This window comes from Aeromicrobium sp. (genome assembly GCF_047606445.1).
In the GTDB taxonomy this organism is placed as follows: Bacteria; Actinomycetota; Actinomycetes; order Propionibacteriales; family Nocardioidaceae; genus Aeromicrobium.
Genome location: NZ_JASGEK010000002.1, coordinates 60,045 through 78,904 on the forward strand (window position 1 = coordinate 60,045; position 18,860 = coordinate 78,904).

18 protein-coding genes are annotated in these 18,860 nt (G+C 72.2%); 5 read left to right on the forward strand and 13 right to left on the reverse strand.

Features of this window, described 5'->3' with window-relative positions:
- Positions 1–21: 21 nt before the first annotated feature.
- The 4 genes from topA to QM621_RS00515 all read right to left on the reverse strand — a co-directional run bounded on the left by topA (position 22) and on the right by QM621_RS00515 (position 6,285).
- Entirely contained in the window at positions 22–2,763 is a 2,742-nt protein-coding gene (topA, locus tag QM621_RS00500) for a type I DNA topoisomerase (RefSeq protein ID WP_414988382.1), read from the reverse strand.
- Between the two features lie 124 nt (positions 2,764–2,887).
- On the reverse strand, positions 2,888–4,381 hold the full coding sequence (locus QM621_RS00505; RefSeq protein ID WP_414988383.1) for a hypothetical protein: 1,494 nt from the start codon (positions 4,379–4,381) through the stop codon (positions 2,888–2,890).
- A 70-nt stretch (positions 4,382–4,451) separates the two neighbouring features.
- A complete protein-coding gene (locus QM621_RS00510; RefSeq protein WP_414988384.1) occupies positions 4,452–5,951 on the reverse strand; it encodes a methyltransferase in 1,500 nt (499 codons plus the stop codon).
- The gene (locus QM621_RS00515) at positions 5,944–6,285 is read right to left on the reverse strand and encodes an STAS domain-containing protein (protein ID WP_414988385.1); all 342 of its coding nucleotides are present in this window, start codon (positions 6,283–6,285) and stop codon (positions 5,944–5,946) included. The genes QM621_RS00510 and QM621_RS00515 overlap by 8 nt, the downstream gene beginning before the upstream one ends.
- Positions 6,286–6,350: 65 nt before the next feature.
- Between QM621_RS00515 and QM621_RS00520 the strand changes: the two genes are divergently transcribed.
- Positions 6,351–8,654, forward strand: a complete 2,304-nt coding sequence (locus QM621_RS00520; RefSeq protein WP_414988386.1) for a DEAD/DEAH box helicase — start codon at positions 6,351–6,353, stop codon at positions 8,652–8,654.
- On the opposite strand, the gene QM621_RS00525 is transcribed toward QM621_RS00520, so the two are convergent.
- The 8 genes from QM621_RS00525 to ssd form a co-directional block, all read right to left on the reverse strand.
- A complete protein-coding gene (locus QM621_RS00525) occupies positions 8,633–8,998 on the reverse strand; it encodes an Rv3654c family TadE-like protein (protein ID WP_414988387.1) in 366 nt (121 codons plus the stop codon). The genes QM621_RS00520 and QM621_RS00525 overlap by 22 nt on opposite strands.
- Positions 8,995–9,357, reverse strand: a complete 363-nt coding sequence (locus QM621_RS00530; RefSeq protein ID WP_414988388.1) for a TadE family type IV pilus minor pilin — start codon at positions 9,355–9,357, stop codon at positions 8,995–8,997. Before QM621_RS00530 ends, QM621_RS00525 begins: the two co-directional genes overlap by 4 nt.
- A complete protein-coding gene (locus tag QM621_RS00535) occupies positions 9,354–9,557 on the reverse strand; it encodes a DUF4244 domain-containing protein (RefSeq protein ID WP_414988389.1) in 204 nt (67 codons plus the stop codon). The genes QM621_RS00530 and QM621_RS00535 overlap by 4 nt, the downstream gene beginning before the upstream one ends.
- Before the next feature lie 69 nt (positions 9,558–9,626).
- Entirely contained in the window at positions 9,627–9,806 is a 180-nt protein-coding gene (locus QM621_RS00540) for a DUF4244 domain-containing protein (RefSeq protein ID WP_414988390.1), read from the reverse strand.
- 219 nt (positions 9,807–10,025) lie between these two features.
- Positions 10,026–10,721 carry a type II secretion system F family protein gene (locus QM621_RS00545; protein WP_414988391.1) on the reverse strand — a complete coding sequence of 232 codons (696 nt, stop codon included), beginning with the start codon at positions 10,719–10,721 and terminating at the stop codon, positions 10,026–10,028.
- Positions 10,718–11,527 carry a type II secretion system F family protein gene (locus QM621_RS00550; protein ID WP_414988392.1) on the reverse strand — a complete coding sequence of 270 codons (810 nt, stop codon included), beginning with the start codon at positions 11,525–11,527 and terminating at the stop codon, positions 10,718–10,720. Before QM621_RS00550 ends, QM621_RS00545 begins: the two co-directional genes overlap by 4 nt.
- Positions 11,524–12,687, reverse strand: coding sequence for a TadA family conjugal transfer-associated ATPase (locus tag QM621_RS00555; protein ID WP_414988393.1), 1,164 nt, complete (start codon positions 12,685–12,687; stop codon positions 11,524–11,526). Before QM621_RS00555 ends, QM621_RS00550 begins: the two co-directional genes overlap by 4 nt.
- Complete coding sequence (ssd, locus tag QM621_RS00560) at positions 12,684–13,721, reverse strand: septum site-determining protein Ssd (protein WP_414988394.1); 1,038 nt, start codon at positions 13,719–13,721, stop codon at positions 12,684–12,686. The genes QM621_RS00555 and ssd overlap by 4 nt, the downstream gene beginning before the upstream one ends.
- Before the next feature lie 128 nt (positions 13,722–13,849).
- On the opposite strand from ssd, the gene QM621_RS00565 reads away from it, so the two are divergent.
- On the forward strand, positions 13,850–14,668 hold the full coding sequence (locus QM621_RS00565; protein ID WP_414988395.1) for an HAD family hydrolase: 819 nt from the start codon (positions 13,850–13,852) through the stop codon (positions 14,666–14,668).
- 275 nt (positions 14,669–14,943) lie between these two features.
- On the opposite strand, the gene QM621_RS00570 is transcribed toward QM621_RS00565, so the two are convergent.
- Complete coding sequence (locus QM621_RS00570; protein WP_414988396.1) at positions 14,944–15,672, reverse strand: oxidoreductase; 729 nt, start codon at positions 15,670–15,672, stop codon at positions 14,944–14,946.
- Positions 15,673–15,719: 47 nt separating this feature from the next.
- On the opposite strand from QM621_RS00570, the gene QM621_RS00575 reads away from it, so the two are divergent.
- From QM621_RS00575 to QM621_RS00585, 3 genes are all read left to right on the forward strand, one after another.
- Positions 15,720–16,400 (forward strand): class I SAM-dependent methyltransferase, encoded by a 681-nt coding sequence (locus tag QM621_RS00575; protein WP_414988397.1) that lies wholly within the window; start codon positions 15,720–15,722, stop codon positions 16,398–16,400.
- An 86-nt stretch (positions 16,401–16,486) separates the two neighbouring features.
- Entirely contained in the window at positions 16,487–17,233 is a 747-nt protein-coding gene (locus tag QM621_RS00580) for a hypothetical protein (RefSeq protein ID WP_414988398.1), read from the forward strand.
- A gap of 152 nt (positions 17,234–17,385) precedes the next feature.
- A complete protein-coding gene (locus tag QM621_RS00585) occupies positions 17,386–18,843 on the forward strand; it encodes a GuaB1 family IMP dehydrogenase-related protein (protein WP_414988399.1) in 1,458 nt (485 codons plus the stop codon).
- Positions 18,844–18,860: the final 17 nt, after the last annotated feature.

Consider the following 18,860-nt stretch of genomic DNA (forward strand, 5'->3'; position numbering starts at 1 on the left):
TAGGCCGGTGAGACCGGTCCGTCAGTCGGAGGCGGCGGCCTTCTTGGCGGCTGTCTTCTTCACCGGAGACTTCTTCGCGGCGGTCTTCTTCGCCGCCGTCTTCTTGGCGGGAGACTTCTTCGCAGCTTTCTTCGCCGTCTTCTTCGCGGTCTTCTTGGCCGACTTCTTGGCGCCCTTCTTCGCCGGGGCCTTCGCGCGACGCTCGGCCAGCAGCTCGTGGGCCCGCTCCGGCGTGATCGTCTGCGGGTCGTCGGCCTTGCGCAGGCTGGCGTTGTGCTCGCCGTCGGTGACGTACGGGCCGAAGCGGCCGTCCTTGAGCACGATCGGCTGGCCGCTGACCGGGTCGTCGCCGAGCTCCTTGAGCGGGGCCGCCGCGGCCCGACGGCCATAGGTCTTCGGCTGGGCGTAGACCGCCCGCGCCTCGGCCTCGGTCATCGTCAGCAACTGCTCCTCGGACTCGATCGAGCGCGAGTCCGAGCCCTTCTTCAGATACGGGCCGTAGCGGCCGTTCTGCGCGGTGATCTCCTCGCCGTCCTCACCCGTGCCGACCACGCGCGGCAGCGTCAGCAGGCGCACCGCGTCGTCGAGGGTGATCGTGTCGAGGCTCATCGTCTTGAACAGGCTCGACGTGCGCGGCTTGGCCGACTTCGGGGCGTCGTCGGGCAGCTTCTCCTGCACGTACGGGCCGAAACGGCCGTTGCGCGCGATGACGTCGAGGCCGGTCTCCGGGTGCTGGCCGAGCAGCTGCTCCTGGCCCGCCGGGTTCTTCAGCAGCTCCTGGGCCTTCTCCAGCGTCAGCTCGTCCGGCGGCAGATCCTCGGGGATGTTGGCCCGCGTGGGGACCTTCTCGCCGTCCTTGCCGTCGACCAGCGGCGGGCCCTCGACGTACGGGCCGTAGCGGCCGACCCGCACCGCGACGTCCTCGCCGAGCTCGAAGGTCGACAGGCCGCGCGCGTCGATGTCGGGCAGGTTCTCGACCAGCTTCTTCAAGCCGGTCTGGTCCTCGCCCGTGCCGTCCCAGAAGCCCTGGAGCACGGCGACGCGCTGCTCGTTCCCGTGCGCGACCTGGTCGAGCACGTCCTCCAGGCGGGCGGTGAAGGAGTAGTCGACGAGCCGGCTGAAGTGCTGCTCCATCAGCCGCACCACGCTGAACGCGATCCACGCCGGGACCAGCGCGGTGCCCTTCTTATAGACGTAGCCGCGGTTCTGGATCGTGTTGATGATCGAGGCGTAGGTGGAGGGGCGGCCGATCTCGCGGTCCTCCAACTCCTTGATGAGGCTGGCCTCGGTGTAGCGGGCCGGCGGCTTGGTCTGGTGGCCGCTCGGCGTCAGCTCGTGGCCGAGCACCGTGTCGCCCTCGACCAGGCTCGGCAGCTTCGTCTGCTGGTCGTCGCCCTGCGCCTGCGGGTCCTCGCTCGACTCGACGTAGGCCTTGAGGAAGCCGTGGAAGGTGATCGTGCGGCCGGACGCGGTGAACTCGACCGCCTGGCCGCCCGCGTCGCCGGACAGCTTGATCGACAGCTGCTCGCCGCGCGCGTCCTTCATCTGCGAGGCGATGGTGCGCTTCCAGACCAGCTCGTAGAGCTTGCGCTCGTCGCCGGACAGGCCGGAGTCGGAGGGAGTGCGGAAGCGCTCGCCCGCCGGGCGGATCGCCTCGTGCGCCTCCTGGGCGTTCTTGACCTTGCCGGTGTAGACGCGGGCCTGGTCGGGCAGGTAGTCGCCGCCGTACAGCTCGGCGACCTGGGCGCGCGCGGCGGCGAGCGCGGTCTGGCTCAGCGTCACCGAGTCGGTGCGCATATAGGTGATGAAACCGCCCTCGTAGAGCCGCTGGGCGACCTGCATGGTGCGGGCCGCGCCCCAGCCGAACTTGCGGGACGCCTCCTGCTGCATCGTCGTGGTGCGGAACGGCGCGTACGGCTTGCGGGTGTACGGCTTGGCCTCCACCGAGCCGACCGTCAGCGGCTGGCCGCGCAGCGCGGCGGCGAGCGCGGTGGCCTGGGCCTCGTCGAGGCAGGCCACGTCGGCGCTCTTGAGTTGGCCGTCGGGGCCGAAGGCCGAGCCGGTGGCGATCTTGCGGCCGTCGACCGTGACCAGGCGGGCCGGGAACAGGCGGGGGTCGTGCTTCTCGCTCGCGTCGAAGGTCGCGTCGAGGTCCCAGTAGGACGCCGAGCGGAAGGCCATGCGCTCGCGCTCGCGCTCGACCACCAGACGGGTCGCGACCGACTGCACGCGGCCCGCCGACAGCCCGCTCATGACCTTCTTCCACAGCACGGGGCTGACCTCGTAGCCGTAGAGGCGGTCGAGGATGCGGCGGGTCTCCTGCGCGTCGACGAGGTCCATGTCGACGTCGCGGGGGTTCGAGATGGCCCGCTGGATCGCCTCCTTGGTGATCTCGTTGAAGACGATGCGCTTGACCGGCACCTTCGGCTTGAGCTCGTCGAGCAGGTGCCAGGCGATGGCCTCCCCCTCGCGGTCCTCATCGGTCGCGAGGACGAGTTCGTCGGCCTCCTTGAGCAGCCTCTTCAGCTTCGTGATCTGCGACTTCTTGTCCGGCGCGACCACGTAGACCGGGTCGAAGCCGTTCTCGATGTCGACGCCGAGACGCGCCCAGGGCAGGCCCTTGTACTTCGCGGGCACCTGGTCGGCGCCCTGCGGAAGGTCGCGGATGTGGCCGACGGAGGAGTCGACGACATAACCGTCACCGAGATAGCCGGCGATGCTGCGGACCTTGTTCGGCGACTCCACGATGACGAGGCTGGTCACGGGCGTTCCTTTCGTTCGCCGGGCGCGACGCCCAGCGGCCACACGGTAGCGCGTCCGGTCAACGGAGGCGAAAATCGCCTGCGCAGCCAGACGGAGGGGGAGGCATCCACCAGCGGCAGAACCGCTAGGAGGATGGAGACACAGGCTTTTCCCCGAACATGCGGATGCCGTCGAGCAGTTGGTCGATGCTCTTTTGCTCCTCTTCCGCGTTCGGGATGTCCCCGAGGGGGACGCCCTCGTAGTCGCTGAGGCTGAAACTTACGCGGGCCAACTCGTTGTCGGGGCCTTTGAAGAGGGCTGCATAGTAGGCAGGGTCTTCTTTGGTGGCCTCTACGAAATGCCAACCGTTCCCGATGTGCTTTCCGAGGAGGGTGGCGTCGTCGCCGTACTCGGACCAGTCAAAGACGTTGATGTGGGCGCGATAGGGCCAGTCCCACCGTTTCGCTCCCACTGTGACCAAGGCATACAGTTCCATGTCGTATTCGGAGAAATCTCCGCCGTTCCAAAGAGGGACGACTTTCTCGCCCATCGGGACGGACAGATCGGTAGCCTTGAAGGTCGGTTCGACGGTCTCCTCGCCGTCCTTGCGGTCCCCGTTCACCCGGATCAGTTCCGACATGACCGTGTCGGACTCAGTCACCTGGATGTTCTCCAGCAGTTCAGTAGGCAGAGCCAGACGCTCTGCCTCACGGTCTTTCGAGCAGTCGGCTTCGTTGACCACAACCAACAGTGTCGTGGTCGCGGTGACATCCTCGTCGAGAACGACGTGGAAGATGCGCACGCGGTCATAGGATTTCTCGTCGTCATGGTCCACACGTACGCTCTCAGCGGTCCAGTTGTAGCGGCCGGCCGCGAAGATCAACGGGTGACCGTCTTCGCTCTCAGTGGCGAATGCGCGCTCCACCAGCGACTCGTCCTCGTCGGTCTCTGGATTGTCGGTGAGCGTGCTGTCTTCTACGCTCCAGGTGGTTTTCCTCGTTGGCGTGAAGCCGGACTGTGACACGCGGGCATGTGCGTCCATGCATTCGTGTTCGGCGTTATCGAAGCTGATGCTGTAGTACCCGCCCGAGGGGTTATATTCGTCTGGCCCCCATTTGAAGGTCCCGCTGCTGCCTGTGTCGTAGGTCCAACCTCCGTCGAGGGTGCCGTTGACGCAGACGACCTCGGACTCGACGGGCGAGTCGTGGCAGTCGAGCGGCTCGGCGTGGACGTCGCCGGGCCTCTGGGTCAGGCTGACGGCGGCCGCGAGGCCGGTGGTCAACGCCACGATCACTAATCCGGCGAGAATATAGCGCCAGAGTTCGTTGGTGAGTCCCCGCCGCAGCGCATAGAACAGTGCGGCCACCATGCCGACGATGGCCGACCCGTAGACCAGCATGTTCTGCCCGCTACTGAATTCCGTAATCGTCCACGGGACGTTGCCGACGTGCTCGCGGTACCACCACGGCCAGAAGGACAGGACCAAGCCGAGCGCTAGCGAGGCTGCGGGCAGGAGGGAGAATAAGCCGATGCCGACGCCACGGCTGTAGGTCTTGCCGATGACGGCAGCGGCAACGCTGCCCAGAGCGACTAACGTGCCGACGATCGTTGCCCATGTGCCGACCGTGTCCAAAGACATGTGTTCAACTTCCTGTGCGTCCCCGAGGAAGACCCTATCGACACGCGTTGGCGGGCTACTGCATCCCCCGTCAGGAGAGCAGGAAGCCGTCGGTGACGAGGCGGGTGACGGCCGGGGTGTAGTGGGCGCGGACGTCGGTCGCGTCGAGGTCGAGCAGGTGGGCGAGGGCGTCGAGGATCTGGCCGGCGGTCAGGTCGCCGTCGCTGGCCGACAGCAGGCCGGCCTCGACGGTGTCGAGGGTTCGCTCGCGCTGGACGCCGTGGGGGACGCGCGCCCGGATGGAGGCGGGGTCGCCGGCGCCCACCGGCCCGGCGGTGACCTGCACGAGGTCGGGACGGGCGTGCCAGGCGTGGGCGAGCGGGTCGGGGGTGGCGGCGAGCGCGTCGGCGGCGCGGGTCCAGGCCAGCACGTCGTCGCCGACCGGTCCGGACACGGGTCCGGGGTATGACTCGATCCGCACCGACGGGGTGTCGCGCTCGGCCCGGCGCAGCGTGATCCAGCCGAAGCCCATCGCTGCGATCTTCTGCTCGTCGAACCACGACAGCCAGCGGTCGTAGGCCTCGGTGTAGCCGGGGCGGCCGCGACGGCCCGAGTCGGCCAACCACATCTCGGCGTAGGCGGGCAGGTCCAGCTCTTCGCGCTCGACCACCCAGGCGTCGAGGCCGGTCGGCGCGATCCAGGAGGCCAGCCGCTCCCGCCAGTCGACGTCCGTCGGATGGACCCAGGACGCCAGCAGTTGGCACAGGCCGTCCTCGGTCAGGTGGTCGGCGGCGCCGGCGACCAGCCGTCGTACCACGTCGTCGCCGTCGAAGCCCGTCTCGCGGTAGACTAGCCGCTCGCCGTCGGGCGGGGACACCACGAACGGGGGATTCGAGGCGATCAGGTCGAAGCGCTCGCCCACGACCGGCTCGTAGAGGCTGCCCGCGCGCACGTCGACGTCGAGGCCGTTCAGCCGGGCGGTGAGCCGGGCCATGGCGAGCGCGCGCTCGTTCACGTCGGTCGCGACGACCTCGCCGCTGTGCTGGGCCAGGTGCAAGGCCTGCACGCCGCAGCCGGCGCCGAGGTCGAGCGCGCGGCCGACGGGGCGACGGGCCACCAGCCGGGCCAGCGACGACGACGCCTCGCTGATCCCGAGCACGTGCTCGGGGCCGACCTCGACGGGACGGGCGTCGAGTCCCGGCGTCGGGTCGCACACGACGAACCAGTCGTGGTCCTCGTCGCCGTAGGGGCGCACGTCGACGAGCGCGCGGACCTCGTCGGCCGACGTCGCGAGCAGGCCCGCACGGGCGAGCGGGTCGACGAGGCCGGGGAGCGCCCGGTCGGCGGCCTCGCGGGAGACGGAGCGCTGCAGGGTGAAGAGGCGGATCAGCGTCGCCAGCGGCGAGCCGTCGGCCGTGGCCCGGACGGCGGGGGTCGTCTCATTGCGTCCGAGGGCGGCGTGCGCGGGCAGGCCGAGGAGCCCGACCACGGCGTCGGCGGTGAACTGGGCGGCGCGCAGGGTGTCGGCGAGCGTGGCGACGACCGTGTCCGGCGGGGTCTCGACGGGGAGGGCCGCGCGGGGCTCAACCATCGGCGCCGACGGCCGCCTCGACGCTCGTGTGGAGGCCGAAGACCTTGTCGAGCCCGGTGATCTGGAAGATCTTCAAGATGCGCTCATGTGTGCATACGATGTCGAGGGTGCCGTCGTCGGCCCGTACCCGTTTGAGGGCGCCGACCAGCACGCCGAGGCCGGTGGAGTCGAGGAACTCGACCCGTTCGATGTCGATCAGCAGACGCCGTTGGCCGGCGTCGATGGCCTCGACGACGGCCTCGCGCAGCCGCGGCGCGGTGTACACGTCGATCTCGCCGCCGACCTCGATGATGTGAAAAGGCGGCTTCGACCGGGTCTCGACCGTGAGTTCCATGACGCTCCCTCTGTTCCGCGCCATTCTGGCATGTCACGTGGTCGAGAGCATGGGAAACTCCTCGGGTGCGTCTCGTCGATCTCGCTCTGCGCCATGAGGACCGGGTGACCCACCTGGAACGACTGCCCGCTCGGGACGCGGTCGTCGAGTCCTGGCCGGACTGGACGCCGGACGCAGTGCGCGCGGCGTTCGCGGCGACGGGAGCCACGCACCTGTGGGCGCATCAGCGCGAGGCGCTCGACCACATCCGGGCCGGACGGCACGTGGTCGTCGCGACGGGCACCGCGTCGGGCAAGTCGTTGACCTTCCAGGCGCCCGCGCTCACCGCCCTCGACGCGGGGCGTGACGGCGACGCGCTGCGCGGCCACCGCATGCCCTCGGTGCTCTACCTCGCGCCGACCAAGGCGCTGGCCGCCGACCAGTTGCGCCGGGTCCGCGAGCTGGACCCCGGAGTCCGCGCGGCGACGGTCGACGGCGACAACAGTCCCGAGGAACGGCAGTGGGCGCGCGAGCACGCCGCCTGGGTGCTCACCAACCCCGACACCTTGCACCACGTGATTCTGCCGGGGCACCAGCGCTGGACTCGGCTGCTGCGCGGGCTGCGGCTCATCGTGGTCGACGAGTGCCACCACTACCGGGGCGTCTTCGGTGCGCATGTCGCCCTGGTGCTGCGGCGGCTGCTGCGGCTCTGCGAGCAGGCCGGGGCCGCGCCGGTCGTCGTGTGCTCGTCGGCGACCATTGCCGACCCGGCGGCCTTCGGCGAGCGGCTGACCGGCCTGCCGACGGTCGCGGTGACCGAGGACGCCTCGCCGCGCGGCGAGCGCGCGGTCGCCCTGTGGGAGCCGCCGTTGGTCGAGGGCGAGGAGTCGGAGTCGTCGGCGCGCCGTCCGGCCAACGAGGAGGCGGCCGATCTGCTCGCCGACCTCGCCGGGGGCGGGGTGCGGACGCTCTGCTTCGTCCGCTCGCGCCACGCCGCCGAGCAGGTGACCGCCCGCGTCCAGCGCAAGCTCGACCTCGTCGACCCGGAGCTGACGGGGCGGGTCGCGACCTACCGGGGCGGCTACCTGCCCGAGGAGCGGCGGGCGTTGGAGCGGCGGCTGCGCTCGGGCGACCTGCTCGGCCTCACCTCGACGTCGGCGCTGGAGATGGGCATCGACGTGTCGGGCCTCGACGCCATCGTGACGGTCGGCTACCCGGGCACCCGCGCCTCGCTGTTCCAGCAGTGGGGGCGAGCCGGGCGCGACGGCCAGGAGTCGCTGGGGGTGCTCATCGCCCGGACCGACCCGATCGACACCTATCTCGTGCACCACCCGGAGGCGGTCTTCGACGCCTCGCTGGAGGCCACGGTCTTCGACGCCGACAACCCGCACGTGCTCGGCCCGCACCTGGCGGCGGCGGCCCAGGAGGCCCCGCTGACCGAGGCCGACCTGACACGGTTCGGACCCCGTGCCCGCGACGGAGTGGAGGCGTTGACCGCCGCCGGATGGCTGCGCGCGCGGCCCGGCGGCTGGTATTGGACCCGCCGGGAGCGGGCGAGCGACCTGGCCGATCTGCGCGGGGGCGGCGGCCTGCCGGTGCAGATCGTCGACGGGGAGACCGGCCGCCTCGTCGGCACGGCGAACGCCGAGGCCGCCGACGGCATCGTGCACGAGGGCGCGGTCTACGTGCATCAGGGCGCCCGGTACGTGGTGGAGGAGTACGCCCCCGACGACCACCTCGCGGTGGTGCGGCGCGACGACCCCGGATGGAGCACGCAGGCGCGGTCGACCACGCAGCTCGACGTCGTCGAGGTGGCGCGCGAACAGGACTGGGGGGTGTCGACCCTGTGCTTCGGCACGGTCGACGTGACGAGCCAGGTGACCTCCTTCCTCAAACGGTCGACCGTCGGTGGCCAGCTGTTGGGCGACGAGCCGCTCGACCTTTCGCCGCGCACCTTGCGCACCACCGCCGTCTGGTGGACGCTCGCCGACCAGACGGCCGAGGAGATCCTCGACCCGTTGGAGTCGCCCGGCGCGGCGCACGCCGCCGAACACGCCGCCATCGGGCTGCTGCCGCTGCTGGCGACCTGCGACCGCTGGGACCTCGGCGGCCTGTCGACCGTGCGGCACGCCGACACCGGCCTGCTGACGGTGTTCGTCCACGACGCCCACGCCGGGGGAGCGGGCTTCGCCGAGCGCGGCTACGAGCAGGCCGCCTCCTGGCTGCGGTTCACCCGCGACACCATCGCCGCGTGCCCGTGCGTCGGCGGTTGCCCCGGCTGCGTGCAGTCGCCCAAATGCGGCAACGGCAACGAGCCACTGCGCAAGGCCGGCGCGGTGCGGCTGCTCGACGCGGTGCTGCGCGAGGCTCACGACCCCTCCTCGAGATAGCTCGTGGGCGCGGCCCGGGCTTTCTGCTCGACGCTCCACCCGCCGCCCCACCACCGGTCGCTGTGGACTTCCGTGCGGACGGTGGCGACGGCGGCGTCGAGTCGGCAGTCGACGACGTCGGCGCCGTTGCGGCGGGCGACGTCCTCGGCGGCGGCGCAGCCGTCCTGCCCCGACTCGACGGCCCGCGACGCCGCGAGCGCGGCGAGATCGGCCGCGCTCGCGGCGGTGTGCCGGGCACGGTAGGCGGCCGCCGCCTCCAGGATCGCGACGACGAGGACCAGCACGACGCCCGCCGCGGCGAGCGCGAGCACCGAGGCCGAGCCGCGCTCTTTCCGCGTCCTCATGGCGACTCCACGGCCGCCACCGCCGACGACTCCAGGTCGCGGCCCAGGGCTCCGTCGAACCAGTCGCCGGGCAGGCTGGAGCGCGCCGACACCGTGACCGTGACCAGACCGCCCTCCTGGTCGATCTCGACCTCCGCGCCGTCGGGTGAGAGTTCGCGCGCCAACTGCTCGGCGGCGCCCGGGTCGTCGCCTCGAGCGACGACCCGGGCGGCCTCGCGGGCGGCGTCGGTGAGCCGGATCTGGTGGTAGCCGAGCGAGACCAGCCACAGGGCCAGCACCAGCAGGGTCACGCCGAAGGGTGCGACCACGGCGAGTTCGGCGGTGGCCATGCCGTCCTCGTCGCGGTGCGGGCGCTTCATAGGATCCTCAGTCCTTGACGCGGCCAGACGCCATGGAACTGGAGGAACAGGTTGCGGAGCATGTCCAGGAAGAAGCCGTCCTGGGTCAGCCAGTAGATCAGTCCGCCGATGGAGCAGGCGCCGATCGTGCCGAAGGCGTACTCGGAGGTGGACATGCCCTGCTCGTCTCGGTCCGAGGCCGCGGTGATGAGTCTTCTCATGATGTTCTCCTTGTCCGGTGGGCGGGGCGCTGCGGAGAGCGCCCCGCCCACCCGTGCACGACGGTCGGCTCAGAACGGGAGCAGGTCGGGGATCTGCTCGAAGAAGCCCTGGAGCAGGTCGTTGAACCAGTCGCTCTGCGCGATCTGGACGAGCACCCCGCCGATGGAGCACGCGCCGACGGTGCCGACGGCGTACTCGGAGGTGGACATGCCCCGCTCGTCCTTGCGGTGGGTGGTGATGCGGCTCATGATGAGACCTTTCTTCTCGGTGTTGGACACTCAGAAGATGTGTTCTCGAGCCGTTGGTTTGACGGTTGATTTCCCGCCTGTGGACAGTGTGACGAGGAAAACGAGCGCTGCGACGATTTCTGTGGATAACTCGGCTCTTCGCCTGCCGGAGGACATAGGAAGATGGATTGCGGCAGCCATGGCTACCGCAATCCATCATTCTGCGTCCCCGCTCGCGCCTCACAAGCCCAAGGCGTCCCCGATCAGGCCGAAGAGGGTGGGGAGCACGCCGACGAGGAAGAAGGCGGGCAGGAAGCACAGGCCGAGCGGGGCGGCGGTGGACACGCCGCTGGAACGGCTGCGGCGGGTCAGTTCGGCCTGACGTTGGCGGCGCAGGTCGTCGGCGACCTGGGCGACCACGCCCGCCGGGGCCGCGCCGGAGCGTCCTGCGCGCACGATGGCCCGGCCGAGCGGCGCCAGTTCGGGGTGCTCGGCCATGTCCTGCCAGACGGTCTGCGGGTCGGCGGCGGTCAGCAGCCGGGCGGCCATGCGGTCGAGCTCGGCCCCTACGCTGCCGCCCAGCGCTGCCGCTGCGGCGGCGACCGCCGCTGAGGGAGGGCGGCCTGCCTCCAGGGCTGCCGCGACGAGGTCGAGCGCGGTCGACACCTCCGATCCGGGGCCCGAGACCGGGGCCTGCCGTCGCCGGTTGACCCGCTCGCGGACCACCGGCGCGGCCAGTCCGGCGACGAGCGTGCCCCACGGCCAGCCAGTGACCATCGTCGCGACGACGAGCAGTCCGCCTGCGGCGACGACGCCGTGGTCGAGCTCCCGACGGACCCGGGGCGGACCGAACAGGCGTCGTGCCCGGCGGTCGGCCCCCGGCGGCAGAGCACAGGCTGCGGCGAGCGCGGCGAAGAGCGCGGCGAGCGTGGTCATAGCGCCTCCGCCCGGGTCGCGGTCGACTCGATCCACCGCACGCCGAGACACGCCAGCGCCGCGCCGAGCGCGAGGCACAACGCGCCGGGGAGCGTCTGGGTGACGACATGGATCGGATCGGCGCCCATGGCCGAGCCGAGCAACAAACCGATCAACGGCAGCACGGCGAGCAGTCGTCCGGTGGCGCGCGCGGGCTCGACCGCCGACCGCACCTCGTCGCGCAGGTCGGTCTCGAAACGGTGCGACCGGGCGACCCGGTCGAGCACCGCCGACAGCGGCGCGCCGCAGGTCTCGCTGACCTGCCACGCCGCCGCGACGGTGCGCAGCCCGCCGCAGCCCGGCTCGTCGGCGGCGTGCCGCAAGGCCGCGGCCACGTCGCCGCCCATCGCCGCGACCTGCGCGGGCAGCGCCACGACGGGGAGGTCGGCCGCTGCCGACACCAGTGCGCGGTGCGGCACGATGCCGGCGCGCAGCTCGGCGGCGATCACGTCGACGGCCTCGGCCACCTGCTCGTGCGCGCCCGCCGCCCGCCGCCGCGCCCGGGACCGTCGGGCCTGGGCCAGCGCGAAGGCGACCACCCCGGCCAGCGTCAGCGCGACGACGACCATCGCCAGCCCGTCGAGGAGAGCGGCGAGCCTCCCGGCGAGCAGCACCGCCACGACGACTGCGAGCGCGCGGGGCCAGCGGACCGGCGGCGGGGTGTCGAGGCGGTGGCCCAGCGTCCACGCCGGGTCGCTCCACCGCAGTGCGACCAGGCCGCCGGCCGACAGCGCCGCGAGCTCGGCGGCGAAAGGCAGCGCGATCACGAGGCCCCACCCCGCTCCATCACCGCGCGCCATCGGTCGTGGCCGGGGCCGGGCCGCGTCTCGGCTCCGAAGGTCAGCGCCGGACGGCAGGCGACGATGCCCTCAGGCGTCGGCTCGAACACGCCGACATGGTCGACGCGCCGCCGTCCGTCGCGGTCGCGGCGCAGATGGACCACGGCGTCGAGGCCCGCCGCGAGCTGCGCGTGCGTGGCGGCGCGCGGCAGCCCCGCCGACAGTGCCAGCGCCTCGAAGCGGGCCGGGACGTCGGCGGCGGAGTTGGCGTGGATCGTGCCGCAGCCGCCCTCGTGGCCGGTGTTGAGCGCGGCGAGCAGGTCGACCACCTCCGTGCCGCGCACCTCGCCGACGACCACGCGATCCGGCCGCATGCGCAAGGCCTGCCGGACGAGATCGGACAGCGCCACCCGGCCGTGCCCCTCGACGTTGGCCGGCCGCGCCTCCAACGCCACGAGGTGCGGGTGCTCGGGACGCAGCTCGGCGGCGTCCTCGACGACCACCAACCGCTCGGCCCGGTCGACCTCGGCCAGCAGCGCCGACAGCAGCGTGGTCTTGCCGGTGCCCGTGCCGCCGGAGACCATGAAGGCGAGGCGGGCTTCGACGACCTGCCGGAGCACGGCGGCGGCGTCCGGCGTCAACGCCCCGGCCGCGACGAGGTCGTCGAGGCTGAAGGTGCGCCGGGCGGGCACCCGCAGGCTGATGGTGGTGCCGGGGTGGGCGATGGGGGCGAGCACCGCGTGCAGGCGCGTGCCGTCGGGCAGTCGCGCGTCGACCCAGGGGCTCGCGTCGTCGAGCCGACGTCCGGCGAGGGCGGCGAGACGTTGGGCCAGACGGCGCACCTCGGCGTCGTCGGCGAAACGCACCGAGGGCACCTCCTCCAAACCCCGCCCCCGGTCGATGTGGACGGCGCGCGGCCCGTTGACCAGCACGTCGGTGACGCCGTCGAGGGCCAGCAGCGGGTCGAGCGGTCCCGCGCCCGCCGTGTCGCGCCGCACCTGGTCGACGACGGCCAGCACGGTGTCGGGGCCGAACACGCCGGGTTCGGCGCGCAGCGCCCGGGCGACGTGGTCGGCGGTGGGGTCGCAGGCCTCCGCCGCGAGCCGGCGGCGCACCCGTTCGACCAGATCCGGCGGCGCGGCGCTCATGACGCGGCCTCCAATCCGACGAGGCCGAGCACCGCGTCGGCGGTCTTCGTGAGGCCCCGGTCGCGGCCCGGACCCCGGCCCGCCGCGACGTCGCGGGCGAGCGGGCGCCGTCGCCGCAGCCGTCCGACGACCGGCGCGGGCACCGCCGAGGCGACGGCCGCGCGTCCCAGGCCTCCGGGCACGGCCCGGGTCACGACCACCACCGTCCCGGCGACCGCCTGGACCGCGTCGAGCAGGTGCCGGGCCGCCGCGACGCCCCGGACGTCCTCCGGCACGACGGCGACGGTCAGCTCGGCCCGGCTCACGACCGACAGGGCGGCCGGATGGCGGGGCACGTCGAGCACGACCAGGTCGACCGCCCGACGGGCTGCGGCGAGCACGTCGCCGGGGTCGGGCGGCGGCGCCGACGACTCCCGCGAGCGGGTGAGGAAGTGGACCCCCTCGTGGCGCGGGAGCACGTCGAGCAGCGCCCCGGCGGGGAGCCGTCCGCCGCCGACGTCGAGGGTGTCCCACCGCGACCCGGCCGCCTGTTCGGCGCCCAGCAGCAGATCGGCCCCGCCGAAGGGGTCGAGGTCGGCCAGCAGCGCGCGCCAGCCCCGCCGCGCCCCGGTGGCGGCCAGCCCCGCGGCGAGCGTGGAGGCGCCTACGCCACCGACCGCGCCGACCACGGCGACCACACAGGCCTCGCCCCGCCCGTCGAGCGCGACGGCGAGCCGTTCGAGCGCCTCCTCGCGCCCGGACTCGTCGGGACGGCACACGGTGGCCGCCCCCACTTCGACGGCGGTCCGCCAGACGTCCTCGTCGGCGCGGTCGTCGACGAGCAGGACGTGCGGGCGGCGGGGCGCGCCGGTCTCGACCAGCTGTCGGGCCATGGCCCGGTCGAGGACGACGGCGGAGGCCTCGCCCCAGTGCCGCCGGGCGGCGGCGGGCGAGCCGGCGGTCTCGGTGTGCGCGCCGAGCGCGGCGATCCAGCGTTCGGCGGCCTCGCGGACGAGGGAGTCGGTGGCGGCGATGACGATGGTGGAGGTGTTCATGCCCCGACCCTCGCGCCGTGGGTCGGAGGAGTCCAGGCCTATTTCCGCGCCTGTGGACAGTGTGACGACAGGTCGCCGACCGCCTGTGGATAACCGGGCGCACCCCGGTCGGCGCCTATGCTGAGTCCATGGATCAGCCGTCAGGCGGGCGCGGAGCCGCGTTCTTCGACCTCGACAAGACCATCATCGCCAGGTCGAGCACCCTCGCCTTCAGCCGACCGTTCTTCGACGAGGGGCTGTTGAGCCGTCGGGCGGTGCTGCGCAGCGCCTACGCCCAGTTCATGTTCGCCGTCAGCGGCGCGGACCACGACCAGTTGGAGCGCATGCGCGCCTATCTGACCCGCATGGTCACCGGGTGGGACGTCGCCACGGTGCGCCAGGCGGTCGCCGAGACGTTGCACTCGATCATCGACCCGCTGGTCTACGACGAGGCGGTCGAGCTGATCGAGCGGCACCGGGCCAGCGGGCAGGACGTCGTGATCGTGTCGGCCTCCGGCTCGGAGGTCGTCGAGCCGATCGGCGTGCTGCTTGGCGCCGACGTCGTGATCGCGACGACGCTGGAGATCGAGGACGGCCGTTACACCGGCGAGATCGAGCGGTACGCCTACGGCCCGCACAAGGCCGAGGCGATGGTCGAGCTGGCCGCCGAGCGCGGCTACGACCTCGGTCAGAGCTACGCCTACTCCGACTCGGTCACCGACGTGCCGATGCTGGAGGCGGTCGGCCATCCGTTCGTGGTCAACCCCGACAAGGGCCTGCGTAAGATCGCCGACGAGCGGGGCTGGCCGGTCCTGGAGTTCCGCCGTCCGGTCGAGCTGACCTCGCGGCTGAGCCTGCGCACCCGCACCGGCCAGGCGCTGCTCGGCGCGGCCCTCACCGGCGCGCTCGCCGGCGCCGGCGTGGCGACGCTGTACACGCTGCGGCGTCGCGCGCTCGCCCGCGCCTGATCCGCTGCCGGGAAAATTCTTCGGCGAACCCCTTGTGTGATGCGCCTCACGTAGGGCACTCTGGAGTCAGTTCACAACTTCACAGACGGCCCAGCAGCTCGGTACCCACGCGGCGATCACCCGTCCCACAGGGCAGTCGCTTCGGGCGATCCGCACGATCTCGGAGATCGCGGACCCGGACGACGATGACGACGAAGTGCACGCTTGGTAGCCGAGCGAGCTGGACCCCGGCGGCGTCACCCCTACGGGTGGCGCCGCCCCTTTGCGTGTCCCGCTCAGCCGCGCGCGACGGGGGAGGCCTCGGCGCCGCGCGCGTACGCCTCCGCGGCGTGGAGCAGCCACTGGTGGACGCCGACGGCGTCGCCGCGCGCGTAGCCGTCGAGGGCGCCGCGGTACGCCTGGGGGATCGCGGCGTGGCCGACCTCCGGCACGGTCACCGAGGCGGGATCGACGCCCTTGTCGAGGAAGACCAGGCGCTCGGCCGCGCGGGCGACCACGCCGTTGTGCGAGGCGAAGGCCCCTGCGGCGGCGATCTCGGCGTGGACGAGCGCCGCGACGACCATGCCGGGGGCCTCGGTCGGCAGGGCGAGGAGCCGGGCGAGCTCGCGCAGCCGGGCCACGCCCTCGGGCTTGACCGGGCGGCCCAGCTCGGCGTCGGCGACCGACCCGGACGCGGCGAGCGCGTGCATGCGGGCGATGGCCTGCACGGGGGAGCGCCGCCACTCCGGCAGCAGGCCGAGCAGTCGGCCGGACAAGCGCAGTGCCCCGCGCGCGGCGGCGTCGCCGCCGCCGTCGGCCAGTTCGTCGGGCGTCACCTCGCCGCCGTCGAGGCTCGCGCTGGCCGCCGCGCCGAGCAGCAGCGCCCGGGCGGTGTCCTCCGGCGTCGTGCGGCGCAGGCCGCGGTCGCGCAGCAGCGAGTCGACGCCGTCGCGGGTCGAGGCGAAGGCCGACGGGACGCCTTCGAGCGAGGCGGCGGCGATGAACGGATCAGGCGGCGCGGACACGCCCGCATCGTAGCCGCGTGGAGCGCGCGGACGTTTACGCTGAGCAGATGACGGACCCCACGGACGAGCGCGTCGCCGACTGGCTGGTCGGCCGCACGGACGCCCGCGTGCTGCATCTGGGCGACGGCCCGTTGGCCTACACGCTGGCCGACCGGGGTCACGAGGTGGTGGTCGTCGGCGAGGACGCGCAGGTCGCGCGGCGTGATGACCTGCTGTACGTGCGCGCGGCGGGCGAGCGGCTGCCCTTCGTCAGCTCGTCGTTCGACGTCGTGCTCGCGCCGACCCTCGACGACTCGAACACGGCGCTCGGCGAGTACGCGCGGGTGCTGCGGACCGGCGGCCTGCTGTCGTCGGTCTACCGCGCCCACGACGAGACGGTGCCGTGGATGCGCAAGTTGCGCGCCCTGCTCGGACCGACCGGAGCGGTCCGCGACACCTCGCCCGCGCTGGTCGCGTCCGGTCTGTTCGAGACGCCGGAGACCGAGCGCTTCGCCGTGTGGGACGAGCTCGACCTCGACGGCCTGCTGCGCTTCGCCCGCGAGCAGTCCGCGCGGGGCCTCACGCTGACGCTCGACTCCCAGGTGCGGCGGCTGTTCGCCGAGTACGCCATCGGCGCGGCCACCCTCCGCCTGCGCCGCGAGGTCCGCGCGATCCGCGCCCTCGTCGACAAGTCCGCCCTCCCGATCGACGACCCCCCCGACGGCACCGTCCTGTTCGAGTTCCACTGATGGCAGATGTCTCCGGCCGGCGCGAATGGTCGACATCCCCGGGCCGGCCGGCCTAGCGTTGTGGGAACGGGAGACGGGGGAACGCGATGCGTGTAGGTGTCTATGTCGACGGCTTCAACCTCTACTACGGAGGGAAGTTCATGGTCGGCGGCGGTGGCGTCGCCGGGTGGCGGTGGCTCGACTTGCGCTCCCTGGCCGCTCGGGTGATCGCCGCTCACGCGGGGTGGCCTCCCGTGACGTCGCTGCGCGTCGTCTATTGCACGGCGCGTATCAAGGCGGACGCGAACAACCCGGGCGCCGCCGGTCCGCGAGAGCAAGAGGTCTACTTGCGCGCGTTGGCCGCGTCGGGGTCCGTCGACGAGATCGCCTACGGCACGTATGTCAGCCGTGTCGCCACCGCGCCCTTGGCGACCGCCAGCCGACGGCGGCGTCCGGTGCTGGCCCGGCCTGACTGGCCGGTCATGGTGAAGGACGGGAGTTGCACGACCGATATCCCGGACGCCACCTTCATGGTCTCGGTCGCTCGACGGGAGGAGAAGGGGAGCGACGTCAATGTCGCGTCCCATCTCCTCCTCGACGTTCTGCAGCACAGCGTCGACGCGGCGGTCGTCATCAGCAATGACAGCGATCTGGAGTTCCCGATCCGGCAAGCTCGTGATCGCGTTCCGGTCGGCACGATCAACCCGACGAAGGGGTACACGGCGGGCGCGCTCAACGGCGCTCCTGCCGATGGAGTGGGAGGGCACTGGTGGTACCAACTCACCCCGGCGGATCTGTTCGGCGCCCAACTGCCCGTCATGATCGGCCGACTTGAGAAACCGGCGCCTTGGTGAATCGTGTGGGCGATGTTCCGAGAAAAGTTAAACCCGCCCCACGAAGGAGGCGGGCGGTATGGCTTCAGTATGGCCGGTGGCTCAGACCTTGGCAAGACGACGGACGACGAGCGGACCGGCGCGGTGACGGACCCGACGCCTAGACTCGCGGGGTGGAGTTTCTCAACAACCTGCGTCCCGCCCATGACCTGACGTACAACGACGTCTTCATGGTGCCGCGACGATCCGAGGTCGCCAGCCGCTTCGACGTCGATTTGTCGACACCGGACGGCACGGGCGCGACACTGCCGCTGGTCGTGGCGAATATGACCGCCATCTCCGGCCGCCGCATGGCCGAGACCATCGCCCGGCGCGGCGGCGTCGCGATCATCCCGCAGGACATCCCGCTCGACGTCGTCGCCGAGACGGTCGCCCGGGTCAAGGGCGCGCACACCGTCTACGAGACCCCCGTGACGGTCAGCGCGCACACCACCGTCGGCGAGACGCTCAGCCTCATCCCCAAGCGGGCGCACGGCGCGGCCCTCGTGACGGACGGCGACCGGCTGCTCGGCATCGTCACCGAGCGCGACGGCGCCGAGGTCGACCGCTTCGCCCAGGTCCACGAGGTGATGAGCACCGACGTGTCCACCGTCGAGGCGGGCCGGGAGCCGCGCGACTACTTCGACGCGCTCGCCGCCCGGCACGTCCCCTTCGCGCCGGTCCTCGACGGCGACGCGCTCGTCGGCCTCGTCACCCGCAAGGGCGCGCTGCGCTCGACGATCTACGCGCCCGCCGTCGACCCCGACGGCCGGCTGATCGTCGGCGCGGCCGTCGGCATCAACGGCGACGTCCAGGGCAAGGCCGAGGCGCTGCTCGCGACCGGCGTCGACGTGCTGGTGGTCGACACCGCGCACGGCCACCAGGCCAAGATGATCGCCGCGCTGCCGGTGGTCAAGGCCGCCCGCGACGCCCACGAGGCCGCGACCGGTCGCCGGATCCCTGTCGCGGCGGGCAATGTCGTGTCGGCCAACGGCGTGCGCGACCTCGTCAAGGCGGGCGCCGACATCCTCAAGGTCGGCGTCGGCCCGGGCGCCATGTGCACCACCCGCATGATGACCGGCGTCGGCCGCCCCCAGTTCTCGGCGGTGCTGGAGTGCGCCAAGGCCGCCCGCAAGCTCGGCGCGCACGTGTGGGCCGACGGCGGCGTGCGCTATCCCCGCGACGTGGCGCTCGCGCTCGCGGCCGGCTCGGCGAGCGTCATGATCGGCTCGTGGTTCGCCGGCACCCACGAGAGTCCCGGCGACCTCAAGACCGGCCCGGACGGACGCCCTTACAAGGAGTCCTTCGGCATGGCGTCCTCGCGCGCCGTCGCCAACCGCACCCGTGACGCGGCGGGCTTCGAGAAGGCTCGCATGGCGCTGTTCGAGGAGGGCATCTCCACCTCGCGCATGTTCCTCGACCCCGAGCGTCCCGGCGTGGAGGATCTGATCGACCAGATCACCGCGGGCGTCCGGTCGAGCTTCACCTACGCCGGAGCCCGGTCGCTGGAGGAGTTCGCCGACCGCGCCGTCGTCGGCCTGCAGAGCTCGGCCGGCTACGACGAGGGCCGCCCGCTGCACGCCAGTTGGTGACCCGCGTGGTCTGCCTT

Bases quoted from the DNA above. Each gene is read 5' to 3' on its own strand.
- QM621_RS00505 (WP_414988383.1), bottom strand. From the start codon at position 4,381: ATGTCTTTGGACACGGTCGGCACATGGGCAACGATCGTCGGCACGTTA.
- QM621_RS00510 (WP_414988384.1), bottom strand. From the start codon at position 5,951: ATGGTTGAGCCCCGCGCGGCCCTCCCCGTCGAGACCCCGCCGGACACG.
- QM621_RS00515 (WP_414988385.1), bottom strand. From the start codon at position 6,285: ATGGAACTCACGGTCGAGACCCGGTCGAAGCCGCCTTTTCACATCATC.
- QM621_RS00525 (WP_414988387.1), bottom strand. From the start codon at position 8,998: ATGAGGACGCGGAAAGAGCGCGGCTCGGCCTCGGTGCTCGCGCTCGCC.
- QM621_RS00530 (WP_414988388.1), bottom strand. From the start codon at position 9,357: ATGAAGCGCCCGCACCGCGACGAGGACGGCATGGCCACCGCCGAACTC.
- QM621_RS00535 (WP_414988389.1), bottom strand. From the start codon at position 9,557: ATGAGAAGACTCATCACCGCGGCCTCGGACCGAGACGAGCAGGGCATG.
- QM621_RS00540 (WP_414988390.1), bottom strand. From the start codon at position 9,806: ATGAGCCGCATCACCACCCACCGCAAGGACGAGCGGGGCATGTCCACC.
- QM621_RS00545 (WP_414988391.1), bottom strand. From the start codon at position 10,721: ATGACCACGCTCGCCGCGCTCTTCGCCGCGCTCGCCGCAGCCTGTGCT.
- QM621_RS00555 (WP_414988393.1), bottom strand. From the start codon at position 12,687: ATGAGCGCCGCGCCGCCGGATCTGGTCGAACGGGTGCGCCGCCGGCTC.
- ssd (WP_414988394.1), bottom strand. From the start codon at position 13,721: ATGAACACCTCCACCATCGTCATCGCCGCCACCGACTCCCTCGTCCGC.
- QM621_RS00565 (WP_414988395.1), top strand. From the start codon at position 13,850: ATGGATCAGCCGTCAGGCGGGCGCGGAGCCGCGTTCTTCGACCTCGAC.
- QM621_RS00575 (WP_414988397.1), top strand. From the start codon at position 15,720: ATGACGGACCCCACGGACGAGCGCGTCGCCGACTGGCTGGTCGGCCGC.
- QM621_RS00580 (WP_414988398.1), top strand. From the start codon at position 16,487: ATGCGTGTAGGTGTCTATGTCGACGGCTTCAACCTCTACTACGGAGGG.